This is a genomic window from Sphingorhabdus sp. EL138, assembly GCF_945882965.1.
In the GTDB taxonomy this organism is placed as follows: Bacteria; Pseudomonadota; Alphaproteobacteria; order Sphingomonadales; family Sphingomonadaceae; genus Sphingorhabdus_B.
Map to the genome: position 1 here is coordinate 1 of NZ_CAMCWY010000023.1, position 16,813 is coordinate 16,813.

The 16,813-nt window shown below is 55.0% G+C and carries 19 protein-coding genes and 1 pseudogene; 11 read left to right on the forward strand and 9 right to left on the reverse strand.

What is annotated here, in order from left to right; genetic code table 11:
- Window positions 1-93, forward strand: a 93-nt coding sequence (locus tag Q0N43_RS11535; RefSeq protein ID WP_366845964.1) for an integrase core domain-containing protein, incomplete at its 5' end; no start/stop codon positions are given.
- 197 nt (window positions 94-290) lie between these two features.
- Here Q0N43_RS11535 and Q0N43_RS09945 read toward each other — a convergent pair.
- The 5 genes and pseudogenes from Q0N43_RS09945 to yghU form a co-directional block, all read right to left on the reverse strand.
- Complete coding sequence (locus Q0N43_RS09945) at window positions 291-1,892, reverse strand: hypothetical protein (RefSeq protein WP_295445932.1); 1,602 nt, start codon at window positions 1,890-1,892, stop codon at window positions 291-293.
- 48 nt (window positions 1,893-1,940) lie between these two features.
- The gene (locus Q0N43_RS09950) at window positions 1,941-2,159 is read right to left on the reverse strand and encodes a hypothetical protein (protein WP_295445934.1); all 219 of its coding nucleotides are present in this window, start codon (window positions 2,157-2,159) and stop codon (window positions 1,941-1,943) included.
- A gap of 29 nt (window positions 2,160-2,188) precedes the next feature.
- Window positions 2,189-2,428: a site-specific integrase gene (locus tag Q0N43_RS09955; RefSeq protein ID WP_295445937.1), complete on the reverse strand. Its 240-nt coding sequence runs from the start codon at window positions 2,426-2,428 to the stop codon at window positions 2,189-2,191.
- Between the two features lie 71 nt (window positions 2,429-2,499).
- A pseudogene (locus Q0N43_RS09960) lies at window positions 2,500-2,649 on the reverse strand (integrase core domain-containing protein); the annotation flags it as partial.
- Window positions 2,650-2,812: 163 nt separating this feature from the next.
- The gene (gene yghU, locus Q0N43_RS09965; protein WP_295445939.1) at window positions 2,813-3,691 is read right to left on the reverse strand and encodes a glutathione-dependent disulfide-bond oxidoreductase; all 879 of its coding nucleotides are present in this window, start codon (window positions 3,689-3,691) and stop codon (window positions 2,813-2,815) included.
- 147 nt (window positions 3,692-3,838) lie between these two features.
- Between yghU and Q0N43_RS09970 the strand changes: the two genes are divergently transcribed.
- On the forward strand, window positions 3,839-4,516 hold the full coding sequence (locus Q0N43_RS09970) for a crotonase/enoyl-CoA hydratase family protein (RefSeq protein ID WP_295445941.1): 678 nt from the start codon (window positions 3,839-3,841) through the stop codon (window positions 4,514-4,516).
- Here Q0N43_RS09970 and Q0N43_RS09975 read toward each other — a convergent pair.
- The gene (locus Q0N43_RS09975; RefSeq protein WP_295445943.1) at window positions 4,513-6,330 is read right to left on the reverse strand and encodes an aminopeptidase P family protein; all 1,818 of its coding nucleotides are present in this window, start codon (window positions 6,328-6,330) and stop codon (window positions 4,513-4,515) included. The two genes, Q0N43_RS09970 and Q0N43_RS09975, sit on opposite strands and share 4 nt — an antisense overlap.
- Window positions 6,331-6,456: 126 nt before the next feature.
- Between Q0N43_RS09975 and Q0N43_RS09980 the strand changes: the two genes are divergently transcribed.
- Window positions 6,457-8,541 (forward strand): S9 family peptidase, encoded by a 2,085-nt coding sequence (locus Q0N43_RS09980; protein WP_295446003.1) that lies wholly within the window; start codon window positions 6,457-6,459, stop codon window positions 8,539-8,541.
- A gap of 201 nt (window positions 8,542-8,742) precedes the next feature.
- On the opposite strand, the gene Q0N43_RS09985 is transcribed toward Q0N43_RS09980, so the two are convergent.
- Window positions 8,743-8,988, reverse strand: coding sequence for a pilus assembly protein HicB (locus Q0N43_RS09985; RefSeq protein WP_295445945.1), 246 nt, complete (start codon window positions 8,986-8,988; stop codon window positions 8,743-8,745).
- Window positions 8,985-9,398 (reverse strand): putative toxin-antitoxin system toxin component, PIN family, encoded by a 414-nt coding sequence (locus tag Q0N43_RS09990; RefSeq protein ID WP_295445947.1) that lies wholly within the window; start codon window positions 9,396-9,398, stop codon window positions 8,985-8,987. The genes Q0N43_RS09985 and Q0N43_RS09990 overlap by 4 nt, the downstream gene beginning before the upstream one ends.
- A gap of 145 nt (window positions 9,399-9,543) precedes the next feature.
- On the opposite strand from Q0N43_RS09990, the gene Q0N43_RS09995 reads away from it, so the two are divergent.
- Genes Q0N43_RS09995 through Q0N43_RS10005 form a run of 3 tightly spaced genes read left to right on the forward strand, consistent with a single transcriptional unit; the run spans window position 9,544 to window position 10,522 of the window.
- Window positions 9,544-9,741 (forward strand): type II toxin-antitoxin system HicA family toxin, encoded by a 198-nt coding sequence (locus Q0N43_RS09995; RefSeq protein ID WP_295445949.1) that lies wholly within the window; start codon window positions 9,544-9,546, stop codon window positions 9,739-9,741.
- Window positions 9,738-10,133: a type II toxin-antitoxin system HicB family antitoxin gene (locus Q0N43_RS10000; RefSeq protein ID WP_295445951.1), complete on the forward strand. Its 396-nt coding sequence runs from the start codon at window positions 9,738-9,740 to the stop codon at window positions 10,131-10,133. Before Q0N43_RS09995 ends, Q0N43_RS10000 begins: the two co-directional genes overlap by 4 nt.
- Window positions 10,130-10,522 (forward strand): acyl-CoA thioesterase, encoded by a 393-nt coding sequence (locus Q0N43_RS10005; protein WP_295445953.1) that lies wholly within the window; start codon window positions 10,130-10,132, stop codon window positions 10,520-10,522. The genes Q0N43_RS10000 and Q0N43_RS10005 overlap by 4 nt, the downstream gene beginning before the upstream one ends.
- Window positions 10,523-10,539: 17 nt before the next feature.
- Here Q0N43_RS10005 and Q0N43_RS10010 read toward each other — a convergent pair whose 3' ends face one another.
- Window positions 10,540-10,704, reverse strand: coding sequence for a DUF1674 domain-containing protein (locus Q0N43_RS10010; RefSeq protein WP_295445955.1), 165 nt, complete (start codon window positions 10,702-10,704; stop codon window positions 10,540-10,542).
- Window positions 10,705-10,842: 138 nt separating this feature from the next.
- Between Q0N43_RS10010 and Q0N43_RS10015 the strand changes: the two genes are divergently transcribed.
- The 5 genes from Q0N43_RS10015 (at window position 10,843) to purH (ending at window position 16,783) form a co-directional block, all read left to right on the forward strand.
- Window positions 10,843-12,111: a transcription antitermination factor NusB gene (locus Q0N43_RS10015; RefSeq protein WP_295445957.1), complete on the forward strand. Its 1,269-nt coding sequence runs from the start codon at window positions 10,843-10,845 to the stop codon at window positions 12,109-12,111.
- A 125-nt stretch (window positions 12,112-12,236) separates the two neighbouring features.
- Window positions 12,237-12,752, forward strand: coding sequence for a GNAT family N-acetyltransferase (locus Q0N43_RS10020; RefSeq protein ID WP_295446005.1), 516 nt, complete (start codon window positions 12,237-12,239; stop codon window positions 12,750-12,752).
- A 60-nt stretch (window positions 12,753-12,812) separates the two neighbouring features.
- Entirely contained in the window at window positions 12,813-13,475 is a 663-nt protein-coding gene (gene rpe, locus Q0N43_RS10025) for a ribulose-phosphate 3-epimerase (protein ID WP_295445959.1), read from the forward strand.
- The gene (locus tag Q0N43_RS10030; RefSeq protein ID WP_295445961.1) at window positions 13,472-15,190 is read left to right on the forward strand and encodes a heparinase II/III family protein; all 1,719 of its coding nucleotides are present in this window, start codon (window positions 13,472-13,474) and stop codon (window positions 15,188-15,190) included. Before rpe ends, Q0N43_RS10030 begins: the two co-directional genes overlap by 4 nt.
- A 3-nt stretch (window positions 15,191-15,193) precedes the next feature.
- Window positions 15,194-16,783 carry a bifunctional phosphoribosylaminoimidazolecarboxamide formyltransferase/IMP cyclohydrolase gene (purH, locus tag Q0N43_RS10035; protein ID WP_295445963.1) on the forward strand — a complete coding sequence of 530 codons (1,590 nt, stop codon included), beginning with the start codon at window positions 15,194-15,196 and terminating at the stop codon, window positions 16,781-16,783.
- The last annotated feature ends 30 nt before the right edge of the window (window positions 16,784-16,813 follow it).

Consider the following 16,813-nt stretch of genomic DNA (forward strand, 5'->3'; position numbering starts at 1 on the left):
AGAGATTATAACGAAGTCCGACCGCACAGCTCCCTTGGCAACCAAACCCCAATGGAGCGCGCTTTTGCATCAGGGCAGGCATGCCTGCCCTGATGCAAAAAGAGCCGGTCTTTCTCATAAAGGTCGGACCAAAAAAGGGGCCAGGCTCAAGGCAATCATGCACTAACAATCAAACCGGACCACTCAATGGGGGCCGGTCAGTCTCATAAGCGCATTTTTGTTGGACTTTGGACCCTGGATCAAGTCCGAGTGACGGGAACAAAATAGGTTTCGGTGAACGCATCTTGGTATTATCGATCTGGCAAGGTGCTAGTGAGCATAGCAACAATTTTTTGTCGCTCCTCTAAGGAAATATCATCCTCAAATTCTATTTTGTTAAAATATTGCGTCGGACTGCCATGTTTAAGTAAATAATGAGGGGGCACTCGCACAGAAATATTTTCAACCGATTTGTTAAATGCGTTGAAATAATAATTTTCAGATTTTTTCGAAACCACCAGAATAATTTCAGGGCAACTATCAGGAAGTTTATTCAACAGGTCATGAAAAAGGTGCGGATAAGTTTCAAGATCACCTAACTGCGGCTGACTATTTACTTCACAGATAAATGTGTCACTTTCCTGCAATGAGACTGCCGCATCTTGTGAGATGAGATCAATAGCAGCTACTTGTAACCGCAATGTACGGGCAGCTTGTATGCATAAATCTGCTATTTCGGGGTGAAGAAAAGAGAGAAAGTTCTGCGACGACCCACCACGGCTTTCGTTTGAAGTTACGGCCAATACTATTTCTTCACCCAACGAGGGAGAAAAGTCAAAATCCAAGCCTAACTTTTGCAAATTTAGTGCTGTCGTGTAATCTTTTGGTATTGGCTTAATTGACGAATTTATAGAGTTTCGTTCTGGTTTTGCATTTTCAATATCAATGAGTTCGCTAATGGACGAATGCCCATCACCTATTATAGATGGTGGATTAGTCTTCCATGCATCCATAACCTTTCCATGATGCAAATGAACTCGGTAAGTGAGACCCTTGACGAACTTTTCGATGATAAGGTTGTTGAAATCAGAAGAGGCTTTCTCAAAGCACTCCTTTAGTTCAGAAACATCAATGATGTTTGCAAAAACTCCCCGACCTTGCTCTTCAGCTTCAGGCTTAAGCACTACCGGGTAACCAATATTTTCGGCATAGCGTATTGCATCATCAACGGTGCGCACACGTGCTTGTTCAGCAACAGGAAAGCCCGACATTTTTAACAGACGGTTGGTATCCACCTTACTCTTTGCCAATCTTACGCCAATGGCACTTTCTTCATCTGTTACTGAACTATTAAAGATCCTTGAACCAATTCCATATCCAAAGATGATGTATTGTTGGTTGAATATCTTGAAAGGGATTTTGCGTTCTGCCGCCGCCGCGATGAAGCTACCTGCATTCGTTCCTGCGGGCAAAAATACTCGTGCTTTCCGCTTATGATTTTCCAGAAAGTCGACTGCCTGTTCCCTCAAATCGGCTTTATCCGTCATTTCCAGCAGAGACTTTATTAAATTTATATTAAATCTGCACATTTCTGTAGATAGCGTCGGCAGAGCAAAACAGAGCGAATTTTCTTCTTGAAGCACACGAATCGGCGTAAATCTCTGATCCCCACAATAATGGTTCAGCGTATCCAGAATTGTGACAAAAAGTGCGAGCGGTGAAGCTGGTTCGACTGCCACATCGCTATCGAAGAATCTGTTATGGTCATAAAACTCAGGTAATAATTCAAGTAAATTTTCTAATTTTTCAAAAACATTTTTAAAATTTACAAAAACGTCTCTGAATATTAAAATAAAGGATGGCTGAATAGCGCCGTATGCGTAACCCTCTATTTTTTTTATATCTACTTTCATAAATAAACCTCAGTTTTTTCTTTTTCTTTAATTTCATTAAAAATGGAATTATTTTCTACATATCGGAATTTTATTAAATAATTCTAAAACTGAGATGGTCACATTTTTTCGCCAGCCGGAATCTTCATAAGACTGACGTCGACTTGGTTGAGTGCTGATACCGTATTGGAAGTCTTCATCGAACACTTTTCTCTCAATTTCGGTCATTTGAGACACACGCTTACCCGCAAATGACGCTCTGATTGCCTGTCTTTCCTCCTCAGTCATAAAAATCACCTAGATTGAGCCCGTGTTGCTTACAACTCATCTTCGCTTCGGATCAGCTCGATGACTTTCATCTTAGCCTCGCTGTTGCCATCGGTATACCGCTGCGTGACAGCCAGCGGTGAATGCCCAGCCAGCATCTGAACATCTCGCAATGACCCGCCAGCTGTGCTTATCTTGCGGGCGGCTTTGGTGATGAGTGCGCGCCGCTCGGAATGCGACGAGAAACCCAGCAAACCGATAGCCTTACACCACGATGCAAACACGTTCACGATAGATTTCGGGGTGGCTTTCTCCGAGCGTTCAGTCGTAATCATATGGGGTGAAGATTTATTAAACCTGACAGGCTCTCGCGGTAGCGCCGATGGTTGTAATGCCCGACGAACGCTTCGATCTGCTGCTCAAGGTCGCCGAGCAGGAAGTAGTTTTCGAGTAGGATGCGGTTCTTCAGGGTCTGGTGCCAGCGTTCGATCTTGCCCTGGGTTTGCGGATGCAGGTCACCGCTGCCGCATGCTACTTCCTCATCTCGTCGACGATCAAGAATCGTTCGTTGCAAAATATCGGTAAAAGCTGCACTATTTATCCCCGAGAGCAGTTGCGCCAACTTATACCGACAAAACGTAAGGTCCCGCGGCGCCTTGCAGCACTGCGCGCGCTCAAGTGCCCAAGACAATCTTGTCCTGTGTTTTGGTGTCAAAGTCGCTTGCGTCATGCCGTTCATGCAACTGGCTGGCGGGGTCACCCATGACGCGGTTGACCATGCGTCCACGCTTGACGGCGGGCCGCTCGGCGATTTGATCGGTCCAGCGAATGACATTTTTATATTCATGCACTGAAAGGAACGCGCCTGCGTTGTAAATCAATCCTTTGACCAGCGCGCCATACCAAGGCCAAATCGCCATATCTGCAATGGTGTAAGCGTCACCCGCCATATATTTCCGCTCTGCCAAATTGCGGTCGAGAACGTCCAATTGCCGTTTTACCTCCATGGCAAAACGGTCAATGGCATATTCGATCTTAACCGGCGCATATGCATAAAAATGACCAAAACCGCCGCCCAGATAAGGACCACTGCCCATTTGCCACATCAGCCAGTTGATAGTCTCGGTCCGCGCGTGATGTTCGGTCGGGAGGAACGCACCGAATTTCTCCGCCAGATACAAAAGGATCGCGCCCGATTCGAAAACGCGCGTTGGCGTTGGCGTTGAATGATCGAACAAAGCGGGGATTTTGGAATTGGGGTTGGCATCGACAAAGCCACTTGAAAACTGGTCGCCGTCGCGAATGTTGACCAGCCACGCATCATATTCTGCACCTTGATGGCCAAGCGCCAGTAACTCCTCAAGCATTACGGTGACCTTCACGCCATTGGGCGTGGCCAGCGAGTATAGCTGCATCGGGTGTTTGCCAACCGGGCGCTCCTTGTCATGGGTTGCGCCTGCAATTGGCCGGTTGATATTCGCGAACTGCCCGCCATTTTCGGTATTCCATTCCCAGACGTCGGCGGGGGTGTATTCGGAAAATGTCTGGGTCATGCGGGTTCCTCAAATATTCAGGTGTTGGTGCGATGTAGCGCTACGCGCGCGTTACGCCGAGGTTTGGGACGGCGCGCACACATTTTCAAGTTGACGCGAACGTAAGGCCCGGCTTTAATTGGGTAATTACGAAATGGGAGCGTCAATATGTCCGCCACATTAGAGATCAACAACGACATCGCCTTGATCCGCATGGACGACGGCAAGGCGAATGCGATCAACTTCGACATGTTGGCGTCTTTGAACGCCGCGCTCGACACTGCCGAGGCCGAAGCAAAAGCCATTGTCCTGACCGGACGTGAAGGGCGGTTTTCGGGCGGGTTCGACCTGAACGCCTTTGCCAGCCTTGGCTCTGATGTTTATAAGTTGCTGGATGCGGGCGCGGAACTGGTGCTGCGCCTATATGGCGGACCGCTGCCTGTGGTGGCCGCCTGCACCGGCCATGCAATCGCCATGGGTGTGTTCATCCTACACGCTTGCGACACGCGCATCGGCACCGCTGGCGACTATAAAATCGGCGCGAATGAGGCGATTACGGGTATGAACTTGCCCATCTTTGCAATGGAGCTGGCGCGGGATCGGCTACATCCAACACATCTGACCCGCGCGATGATTCAGGGGTCTATTTACAACCCGCAAGGCGCGCTGGAAGCGGGCTATTTTGATATGCTGGCGCAAGCCGATGAGGTGGAAGCGAAAGCCTTAGCCGTCGCCGCCCAACTCGCGCAGCTCCCGGCCGCTGCATATGCATGGAACAAGAATGCCATCCGCAAGTCCACCCTCGACCGCATCCGCGCAAGCTTGGGCGCGCATCATAAGCTTTAAGGCGCGTTAGTCTGCACCAACCCCGCACACGCCTCCGTCGCCCACGCCAGCGCTTCACCCTCCAACTGTGGCCCGACAATCGCAAGTACCTTAATGTGGTAATCATTCCACCAGCGCAATTCGTCTGCATTGAGCAAACTGACGTCCACCAAATTCTTTTCAATCGGCGCGAAGGTCAGTGTTTCAAAACCGAAATAGCGTCCTTCCGCGCCCGCAATCTGACGTTCTTCGACCAGCACCAGATTTTCGATGCGGATGCCATATTCGCCTGATTTATAATAGCCGGGCTCGTTCGACAGGATCATGCCCGCTTGCAACGGCTCGTCGCTGCCCGCCTGACCGCCAGCGAATTTGGCGATGCGTTGCGGCCCTTCATGCACCGCAAGGAAGCTGCCGACGCCATGGCCAGTGCCATGGGCGTAATCAAGGCCGGCCTGCCACAGAGACGCGCGCGCCAGACTGTCCAATTGCGCACCTCTGGTGCCTTCGGGGAAAACGGCGCTGGCCAAGGCAATATGGCCTTTCAACACACGGGTGAAGCGGTCCTGCATTTCTGCGGTGGGATCGCCCGGGCCGACCCAGATGGTGCGGGTAACGTCAGTGGTGCCGTCCAAATATTGCCCACCGCTATCGACCAGATAAATGCTGTTGGGTTCAATGTCGCGGTTGGTGCTTTCATCGACCTTATAATGGCAATGCGCGCCATTGGGGCCAGTTGCAGAGATAGTGTCGAACGACAGATCCTTGAGCATGCCGGTATCTTCGCGGAAAGCCTTTAGCCGTGCGGCGGCGGATAATTCATTCAATTCGCCTTTATACGCGGTTTCGCGCATCCAATGCAGGAACCGGCTTAACGCGGCGCCATCGCGGGCTTGCGCGGCGCGGTGGCCAGATTGTTCGATAGGGTTTTTGACCGCCTTGGGCAGGATGGTCGGGTCGCGCGCCTCGATGATGTGCGCGCCACCAGCGTGCAGTGCGCCAAAGATTGCGGCGACCGCCCGGTCGGGGTCAACGGCAATGCGCTTGCCCTCCATCGACCGCAATTCTGGCACAAATTCTGACGGATCGCGCAAGCGCACGGCATTGCCCAGATGCGCGCGCACCGCGTCGTCAATCTTTTCGGGCGCGACAAAAAGGTCCGCCGTGCCATCGGCATGGGCAAGCACAAAGCTGAGCGCGACGGGGGTGTTCGACACGTCGGAGCCGCGGATGTTCAGTAGCCACGCCACCGAATCGAGCGCGGAAATGACGGTGCTGTCGAGCGTGTTCGCCGTCAGCCACTCGGCCACAGCGGCGCGTTTTTCGGCGCTGCTCTGTCCTGCATATTGGGTGTCATGTACGATGAGCTTGGCGACGCTTTTCTGCGGCTGTTCGGCCCACACCCTGTCGATTGGATTGCTTTTGACCGCAACGAGTTCAGCGCCCTTGGCGGCCAGTGCCTTGGTTGCACTTTCGACCCAGCCTTTGGTGTGAACCCATGCGTCATAGCCGATGCGCGCGCCACCCGGGGCATATTCGTGTAACCAGTCGGCAATGCTGGTTTGCGGCACGCCCACATATTGCCAGTTTTTGCCATCGACTTGTTCCCGCACTTGAAGCGTGTAGCGGCCATCAGTGAAGATAGCCGCCTGTTCAGACAATACCACGGCCGAACCCGCGGACCCGCCAAAACCCGTAAGCCAGCCAAGCCGCTGCGCATAATCGCCGACATATTCCGACATATGTTCATCACAGATCGGCACGACAAATCCGTCGAGCTGCTCTTTCTTCAATTGCGCACGTAGGGCGGCGAGGCGGGCTTCATAGGTAGACATGTCGGACTTCCGTTCATATGGTTATGCTATCCATATACGCAAGGAAGTCGTCTCATGAAAGCACTGCTCCCTCTCATTTTTGCAACCAGCGCATTATCCTCGCCCGCATTTGCCCAGAAAGAACCCATGACAGAAAAAGCCACCGCGCACATCAAGCCCCCTGTTGTCGTCAAGCGTCCGCATCAGGCGACCCATCATAATGTGACGATTACCGATGATTATCACTGGCTGCGCGATACCAGCTATCCGACGATATATGACAAAGAGATACTAGACCATCTGGGCGCCGAAAACGCCTATTTCGAAGCACAAATGGCCCCGCAGGCTGCTCTGACCGAAACGATTTTTCAAGAAATGAAGGGCCGCGTCAAAGAGGATGACAGCAGCGTTCCGCAAAAGGATGGCGATTATATCTATTGGTCGAAATTCGAAAAAGGCGCGCAATATCGCAAGCATTATCGCAAGCCCGTCGCGGGCGGCGCGGATCAGCTTATCCTTGACGAAAATGCACTGGCAAAGGGCAATGCCTATTTCCGCCTTGGTGCCGCAGAGATCAGCCCTGACGGTAAGATTTTGGCTTATGCCTATGATGATAACGGGTCAGAACGCTTTGACCTGCATTTCCGCAATTTGGAAACCGGCGAAAAATTGGGCGACATCATCCCCGGCACGCTGTCCAGCATTGTCTGGTCATCTGACGGCAAGGGCGTTGTCTATGGCCTTGCCAACGACAATTGGCGCACTGACAATGCGTGGTATCACAAATTGGGCGATGAATTGAGCAAAGCGAAGCTGCTCTATAAGGAGGAGGATATCGGCTTTGGCGTCGGCGTTGGCCTGACCGCGCAAGAGGATTGGATCGTCATTGGCACGGGCGACAATGTCACCAGCGAAGTGCGCTTGGTGCCCGCCAATGATCCAACGGCGACGCCTATCATGGTATCCCCGCGCAAAACCGGACGGGAATATAGCGTTGATGTCCGCGACGGCGCATTGTTCATTCTGACCAATGATGATCATGTGAATTTCCGCGTGGCCACCGCCAGCATGAAAGCACCCGGCGACTGGAAAACGTTAATTGCTGGGTCCGATCGCCATTATTTGACTGGCCTATCCTTGTTCAAAAACTTCTATGTGACCGAAGGCCGGATTGATGGCCTCGATCAAGTGGAAATTCGCGATTATGCCGACGCCAACAAAGTGCAGGCGATCAAGTTTCCTGAGGCAAGCTATGAAGCCGGCTTGGGCGATAACCCCGAATATGATGTGACGAAGCTGCGCCTTGGCTATGAATCGATGGTCACGCCGGACACGGTGTTTGATTACACCCTCGCCGATGGCCGGCTGGAAACATTGAAGGTGCAGGAAATCCCCAGCGGATATGACCCTTCCCAATATGTGACCGAACGTGTGATAATCACGGCGCGCGATGGGGTGAAGGTGCCAGTGTCGATCCTGACCAAAAAGGGATTCAAAAAAGACGGCAGCCACCCGCTGCATCTATATGCCTATGGCGCTTATGGCTATGCCACGCCGCCGGGTTTCAGCGCCAACCGCCTGTCGATGGTCGACCGTGGCTTTGCTTATGCCATTGCGCATATTCGGGGCGGTGATGACCTTGGCTATCAATGGTATCTGGATGGCAAGCTGACAAAGCGCACCAACACTTTCAACGACTTTGTCGATGCGGCCAAGGGCTTGATCGACCTCGGTTTCGCCAGCAAGGGCAAGGTGACCGCAAGTGGTGGCTCGGCTGGTGGCGAACTCATGGGCGCTGTCGTTAATCAGGCACCGGAATTGTTTGGCGCGGTGGTTAGCCATGTCGCCTTTGTTGATGTTCTCAATACGATGCTCGATAAAGACCTGCCCTTGACGCCGGGCGAATGGCCCGAATGGGGCAACCCGATCACCGACAAGGCTGCGTTTGACTATATCCGCAGCTACTCGCCTTATGACAACATCGAAGCAAAGGCCTATCCGCCGATGCTGTGGACCGCAGGCCTCAACGACCCGCGCGTCACTTATTGGGAACCCGCCAAGATGGTCGCAAAGCTACGCGCCATGAAAACCGACGACAATGTGCTTTTGCTCAAAACCAACATGGGCGCAGGCCATGGCGGCAAGTCCGGACGGTTCGAACGCTTGCGCGAAAATGCCGAGGAAGCGGCGTTTATTGTGTGGCAGATGGGGTTGGCCACATCGGGCAAATGACGCCCTTCACCCAAATCTTCACCGTACAACCGTACGATATTGCCGCGCTGGAGCATATCATGGCGCCGGCTATGCTGGAAATGATTGGTTTGAGGTGTCTGACGCTTGCGAGGTTAGATGGGGTAAGAAACAATGGGGCTGTAGGTTTATGCAGAAGCGCGGGTGACCGATAATTTCATTTAAAAAATGACGTCACTAAACTCAAAGCGCATCCCCATTCCTCGGCGTTTCTCCACGTTCCCGCGTCATCACTTCCAACGCCGCGCCAACATCCGCCCGCGCCCGTCGTTCCTCGAAAAAATCTGCAGTGCGCAATGCTGACAGCTTTTCGGCTACCGCTGTTACAATCAGCTGGTTAAGGCTAGTGCCGTCTTCGCGCGCAACCCTCTCCAATTCACGTTTCAGTGATGCAGGAAGGCGCAGGGCATAGTTGCTTGCAATACTCATGTCCGTTTCTCCAATATCTCACGTGGCGAGGCCAACGCAACGCCGAACCGTTCCGCAGCGCCAACAAAATCCCGCCTGTTGAACGTCACGATTGTCCGGTCGTGCGCATTGATTGCGGCCTCTAATATCATTTCATCATCCGCATTACGCAATTGCGGGCGCCAGCGGAAATGAATTTCTATCGGCGTCGCCAAGGCGGCCAACGCGTCGATCACATTCATTGCTTCGGCCGCCGTCAATTCGCCCGCGCGTAAATGCTCTTCACGCATGACAACAGCCTCATATTCGAGCGCCATCGCGACGGTCAGTTCAATATGCATTTCACCACGCAACACGCGTCGGACAATCTCCGCCGACGCACCCTTTGTGCTCCGAATTGCGGCCATGATAACATCGGTGTCCAAGATCATGCGCAATGGTATCATATCGTTGGCGATATGTCAAATCCATTGGTAGCGAAACTCATCAACTTGGCACAGCTCCCGGGATTTTAATATGTGTGTAAATAAATACACACATATTGACTTTGAATCGCTAGCGCTTTAATGCATTGGCATGGAACGCGACAGCAAGCGCATTGTTAAAAGGTTGCTGGCTGAGGGCTTTGAGCGAGTCGCGGTAAAGGGTTCGCATCACAAATTCCGAAAGGACACGCAGGTTGTTGTGGTGCCGCATCCGAAAAAGGATTTGCCACTTGGCACCGCACGCAGCATCGCGCGGATGGCAGGTTGGCTGGCAGAAGGTACGAAATGATGATCGTCTATCACGCCGTAGTGCATAAAGATGAAGATAGCGCATGGGGGGTGCATTTCCCCGATCTTCCCGGCTGTTTTTCGGCTGCCGACGACCTCGCCGACGTGCAGGCCAATGCCAGCGAGGCCGTGATGCTGTATCTGGAAGGCGAAAAGGCACCCGAGCCTTCGGCTATAGAGAAAATTCGCGATATGGCCGCCGACGATTTAGCCGAGGGCGCATTCCTGCTAGCCGTGCCTTATGTCTATGTCAGCAACCGGCCACAACGGATCAACATTTCGATTGATCGCGGGGTTTTGGACGCCATTGACGCTGCTGCGACTGCGCGCAAATTGACGCGTAGCGCTTTCCTAACCGAGGCCGCACGCAACGAAATTGAAGGGCGGCATTGACCCACTTCACCCAAATCTTCACCGCGCAGCCGGACAGTATTGACGCGCTTGGGCATGTCAACAATGCCGTCTGGGTGCGGTGGATACAGGATATGGCGACGTCGCATTGGCAGGCGGTTGCTGCGCCTGAACATATCGCGGCTTATCATTGGGTCGTGACGCGGCACGAGATTGACTATCGCGGTAATATCGCGGCAGGCGAGAGCGTCACGGCACGCACATGGATTGAGAGCGAACCCAAGGGTGCCCAGTTTGACCGGCGCGTCGATTTTGTTGATGCCAAGGGTAAGGTGATCGTGCGGGCGAATACGACTTGGGCGATGATTGATAAAGCCAGCGGACGGCTGGCCCGCGTGAGGCCGGAGGTTTCTGCGCCGTTTATGGCGTGACTTTTGTGGGCCTAACCCTAAAAATCAATCGCAACGCCCTTTAATTCCCAATCCCCGTAGCGGACGGGATCGGGTCGATCGGCGTCGGGCTCCGGCGCGCGGCCGACCTCTTTGGCTTCCGGGATTGGCGGGCTTTTGGAGAGATATTCCGGCGCTTTGACATGTGGTGGACGGGTGCCCATAGTTCGAATTTCCTTGAGCGAAATGGCTATCATTGAATATCGGCGTTCACGGACGCATTTGCAAGATGCGGTATCGCAAGTGGGGCCGCGCAAAACCGCTCTTCACTTGTGTGCCGCAGACGCCTAGTGCGCTTGGTCATGACTGACGAAATTTCTGGCTTGCCGACCCGCCGTGCCGCCTTGCGGTTGCTTGATACCGTCATGCGCATGGGCACGCCGATGGACCAAGCCACCGCCAACGCGACTAAGGGCCTGTCGCCACCGGATCGCGCTTTGGCGATTGCGATTGCGCAGGAGACTTTGCGCTGGTCGGTTGATCTGGATTATCTCATCGACAGCAAGACCAAACAAGTTCTGCCAGATGACTCCAAGGCACGGATGGTGCTTCGCCTCGCAATGGCGCAGATTTTGCGCTTGGGCACACCTGCCCATGCGGCAATCGCAACGGCATTGCCCTTGGTCGATGGCGGCCCAAGGCGGCTGGTGCATGGCGTGCTGGGATCATTGCTGCGCGCCCAAGTCGCGTTGCCTGAATTGCCGTCTTTGCCTGAGGCGGCGATGATGCGCTGGCACCCAGCATGGGGCGACGACATGATCGCTGGCGCGCAAAAGGCCTTGTCCGAACCGCCGCCATTGGACCTTGCCCTGCGCACGCCAGTAGAGACAGCCGCATGGGCTGAGCGCCTAAATGGGGTCAGCCTGATGCCCGGCCATGTGCGTTTGCCGCGTGGTACGGCGGTAGAAGAACTTGACGGCTATGATGAAGGCGCGTGGTGGGTACAGGATCTGGCCGCAAGCCTGCCCGCGCGGCTTTTGGGTGATGGCGCTGGTAAGCGCGCGCTTGACCTGTGCGCTGCGCCGGGGGGCAAGACGATGCAACTTTCGGCGGCAGGTTTTGCGGTAACGTCGCTCGATAACAGCGCGCGGCGCATGGACCGGTTGATGTCCAATTTGGAACGCACGCAATTGAATGCCCAGCGGGTAAACGCCGATGTCATGGATTGGAAACCATCGCAGCCGTTCGATGCGATTTTGCTGGATGCACCATGTAGCGCCACGGGCACGATGCGGCGGCACCCCGATGTGTTGCAGCGTATCGACCTGAAAGCGATCAACAACCTTGCCGCGATTCAAAGCGCCATGTTGGACCGCGCGGCGGATTGGGTGAAGCCCGGCGGCACTTTGGTGTTTGCCACTTGCTCGCTCGAACCGCATGAGGGCGAGGCGCAGGCCGAGGCATTTTTGGCGCGGCATCCCGAATATAAAACGATACCCGCGACCGCCGACGAGTTGCCCGATGGCGTTGTCGCGAATGCGCAGGGACATGTGCGCACAATGCCGCCGATGCTGGCTGAGCAGGGCGGTTTGGACGGATTTTTTGTGGCACGGTTTTCCAGAAACGCTTAACTAATAAACCACGTCGCTCCAGCGAAGGCTGGAGCCTATCTCGCTTTTCGGTCGAGACTGACACACGTGATGGGCCCCAGCCTTCGCTGGGGCGACGGGGGGAGTATATTACAGCTATCGCGTCCATACTAACAACCGACCGCTTATCCATTGAACCCATGTCGCTGGCGCATTGGGAGGATTATGCCACAGCATGGGCTGACCCGCGCATGACCGCATTTATTGGCGGCGAACCCCGCAGCCGCAATGTCAGTTGGGGCAAAATGCTTCAGGGCATCGGCATGTGGCCGTTGTTTGGCTATGGCTATTGGTCATTTGTGGAACGCACAAGTGGTCGCTTTGTCGGCAATGGCGGGCTGGCGCAGTTTGAACGCGGCATACACGCGTTGGATGGCTTTCCTGAGGCCGGATGGGCATTCACGCCCGACGCTTGGGGCAAAGGCTATGCCACTGAGGCGATGACCGCGATATTGGTATGGGCGGACGGGCAAGGACTGGGCGAAATACGGTGCATCATTGATACCGGCAACACTGCATCGCATAATGTCGCGGGTAAGCTTGGCTTCACCAAATGCTCAGAATCGCATGACGTCATGGGCGACCTGTTTGTATACCAGCGCTCGCCACGAATGCTGCGATAAGCTGTGTATAACGCCCGCCACCGCCTTGCTCGCCCGCAGTGCAGCGTCTAAGCTCAAAGCATGACTAACGCTGTCCGCATCGCGCCATCCATATTGTCAGCTGATTTTGCAAGGCTGGGTGAAGAAGTGCGCGCCATTGACGCCGCTGGATGCGACTGGATCCATGTCGATGTCATGGACGGGCATTTTGTTCCCAATATCACCATCGGCCCCGCGGTCGTAAAGGCGCTCCGCCCGCATAGCGACAAGCCATTTGATGTACATTTGATGATCGCGCCAGTTGACCAATATATTCAGGATTTTGCCGACGCTGGCGCAGATATCATCTCGTTCCATCCAGAGGCTGGACCGCACCCGCACCGCACGGTGCAGTTGATCAAGTCCCTTGGCAAAATGGCGGGCATCGTGCTCAATCCGCATACACCAGCCAAGATGCTCGATTATCTTATCGACGACATTGACCTTGTCTTGGTGATGAGCGTGAACCCCGGTTTTGGCGGGCAGAGCTTTATTTCAAGCCAGTTGCGCAAAATCGAAGCCGTTCGCAAGATGATCGAGAAAACGGGGCGCGATATCCGGCTTGAAGTCGATGGGGGCATTACGACCGCGACGGCACCGCTCGCGATATCGGCTGGCGCGGATACGTTGGTGGCCGGCACTGCCACATTCAAGGGCGGCGAGAGCCAGTATGCCGCAAATATCCGGGCGCTGAGGGGTGAATGACCGGCAATTTTGAGGACGGTACGGATCAACGACAGACGGCCTTAATCGTCAGGCCCAAGGGCGCGGGCCAAAATATTCTCAAGCGCCTCTCTCTCGAATTCTACAAGCTGACATGGCGCACGCCGCTGCACAATCAGCGGTTGAAGGGCAAGGTGCCTTTGCGCCTTCTGGCGGTGCCCAAGGACCCTTTGGCGGGAGATTCTGCACGTGGCCAAGCACTGCGCATGGGCAAATTCCATTATCAGGGCTTACAACAAGCCTTTGATGCGCTGGATTATAACCGGCTCAATCTGTCACCATCGCTGACCGATTATATCCACCGTTTTGACTGGCTGCGTGATCTGGCGGCGGCGACCAATCGCGGTGAAGGCGCGCCTGTCGCAGCGCATATCGCCGATGCCTGGTTGCGGGCCAATGGCATGAAAACGCGCGAGCCGGCTTGGCGTGTCGACAATTGTGCGTGGCGGCTGTTGAACATGGCCGCCGGGTCACCGTTTTTGCTTAGCAGTTCAGACCCGATTTACCGTTCGCGCGTCATCAACCATTTTGCGCGGGTGGCACGTCATCTGGACCAGTCCGCACCAAGGGCGCAAAGCCACTTTGCCAAGACCCTTGGCTGGGCGGGCGTCGTTGCCGCGTCGTTACTGTTGCCCGAAGGCAAAATCCGCCGCGTAGTGGGTGAAGACGGATTGGCCGTATCCTTGCGCGCCACAATTTTACCTGATGGCGGTGTTGTGTCGCGCTCGCCAACCCAGTTGATGGAACTCATCGGCCTATTGAGCCTGTTGAAGCAATGCTATGTTGCGCAAGGCGAGATGGTGCCAGATTTTCTCATAGAGGTATTGGGCCGTGCGGTACCCGCCTTATTGGGCCTGACCCATTCCGATGGTGGGCTTGGCGCTTGGCAGGGGTCGGCGCATATGACCGCCGACCGGATTGACGCGCTTGTGGCGGCGAGCGAAGTTCGCGCCCGCCCGCATCGCCAAGCGCTCGATTGGGGCTATCAGCGTGTGTCGGCTGGCAAATCTGTGCTGTTGCTGGATGCGGGGCCGCCTCCGCTCGCGCGCCAGTCGGCATCGGGCTGTGCCTCGACCCTCGCGTTCGAATTGTCACATAATGGGCAGCGGATCATCGTCAATTGCGGCGGTGCGGCGCTTGTCGGCGCGACCATATCGGCGGCGCTTGCGCGCGGGCTTCGGACTACGGCGGCGCACTCGACCTTATGCCTGAATGACACCAATTCGACAGCGATTCTGCCAGGCGGTCAATTGGGCAAGGGCGTGGCTGAAGTTGGTCTTGAACGCCGCGACATTGATCAGGCGACACGGATTGAGGCAAGCCATGATGGCTATGCGAAAAGCTTTGGTTATAATCACACGCGCCTGCTCATTTTGCGTTCCGACGGCATGGAATTGCGGGGCGAAGATACGCTGTTGCCGCAGGCAAAGCCGAAGGCTGATGTAATGGCGCATGTCCGCTTTCATCTGGGGCCAGATATTGAGATCGCACCCACAGACCAACCGCAGACCGCCCTGCTGCGCATGTCCGATGGCAGCAACTGGGCATTTACCACTTCCGGCGGTATATTGTCGGTGGATGATAGCTTATGGGTTGACCAACATGGTCGGCCGCACCCGACCCAACAACTTGTGATTGCCGCCGATACGGGTAAAGGCGCGCTCCATATCAGCTGGCAACTGCGCCATTTAGGATGAATTATGCACGACGTCGTCATTAAGCGGGCCCTGTTGTCGGTATCGGACAAGGCTGGACTTGTTGAGCTTGGCCATGCGCTGGCGGCGCGGCATGTTGAATTGGTGTCGACGGGCGGGACGGCCAAAACGCTCCGCGCTGCGGGTCTTACGGTGAAGGACATAAGCGAGCTCACCGGCTTTCCCGAAATGATGGACGGACGTGTTAAGACGTTGCACCCGATGGTGCATGGCGGCCTGCTTGCGGTGCGCGATAATCCCGAACATGCCGCCGCGATGGCCGAACATCATATTGGCGCAATCGACCTTGTGGTCGTCAACCTCTATCCCTTTGCCCAGACGGTAGCCAAAGGTGCGTCGCGCGACGAAATTATTGAGAATATCGACATTGGCGGACCATCGATGGTGCGCAGTGCAGCCAAAAACCATGCCTTTGTGACGATCCTTACCGATCCAGCCGATTATGATGACCTGATTGCCGAGCTTGAGGAATGCGACGGTAAAACCAGTTATGACTTCCGCCGCAAATGCGCGGCCAAGGCCTATTCTGCGACGGCGGCCTATGACAGCATGATCAGCCAGTGGTTTGCCTTTGCCGATCAACAGCAACTGTTTCCCGACATGCTTGCCGTCAATGGCAACCGCACAGCCGAATTGCGCTATGGTGAAAATCCACATCAGCGCGCGGCGCTGTATGTGCCCGTTGGGCAACATATTGCGGGCATCGCGCAGGCCGAGCAAGTGCAGGGTAAGGAGCTGTCTTATAATAATTACAATGACGCGGATGCCGCGCTTGAGCTGGTCGCCGAGTTTCGCGATGGCCCGCCAACGGTCGTGATCGTCAAGCATGCCAATCCATGCGGTGTGGCAACGGGTGCGACATTGATCGACGCCTATCGCGCGGCGCTGGAATGCGACAGCGTGTCGGCCTTTGGCGGTATCGTTGCCGTCAATCGCCCGCTGGATGCAGCAACTGCCGAAGCGATTACCGAGATTTTTACTGAAGTCGTGGCGGCCCCGTCTGCCGATGATGCGGCCAAGGCGGTATTTGCCAAGAAGAAGAATTTGCGATTGTTGCTAACCGGCGAATTGCCTGATCCAAAACGCGGTGGCCTGTCTGTCAAGCCGATTACAGGCGGTTTGCTTGTGCAATCACGTGACAATGGCTATGTTGCCGATGCTGCAATCACCGTCGTTACAAAACGTAGCCCAAGCGCACAGGAACTGGCGGACTGCCGCTTTGCGTGGACGATCGCCAAGCACGTGAAGTCCAATGCGATTGTCTACGCCAAGGATGGCGCGACCGCTGGCATTGGTGCTGGTCAGATGAACCGGCGTGACAGCGCGCGGATTGCGGCGATTAAGGCAAAGGAGGCGGCGGAAACTTATGGTTGGGATGCCCCGCGCACAGTGGGTTCGGCGGTTGCTTCCGACGCGTTTTTCCCTTTTGCGGACGGGCTGCTCGCCGCTGCTGAAGCGGGCGCGACGGCGGTCATTCAACCCGGCGGATCAATGCGCGATGACGAAGTGATTGCCGCCGCCAATGAAGCTGGCCTCGCCATGGTCTTCACCGGCATGCGGCATTTTCGGCACTGATCGGCGATCTAAGCTAAAGCTTGTCATCCC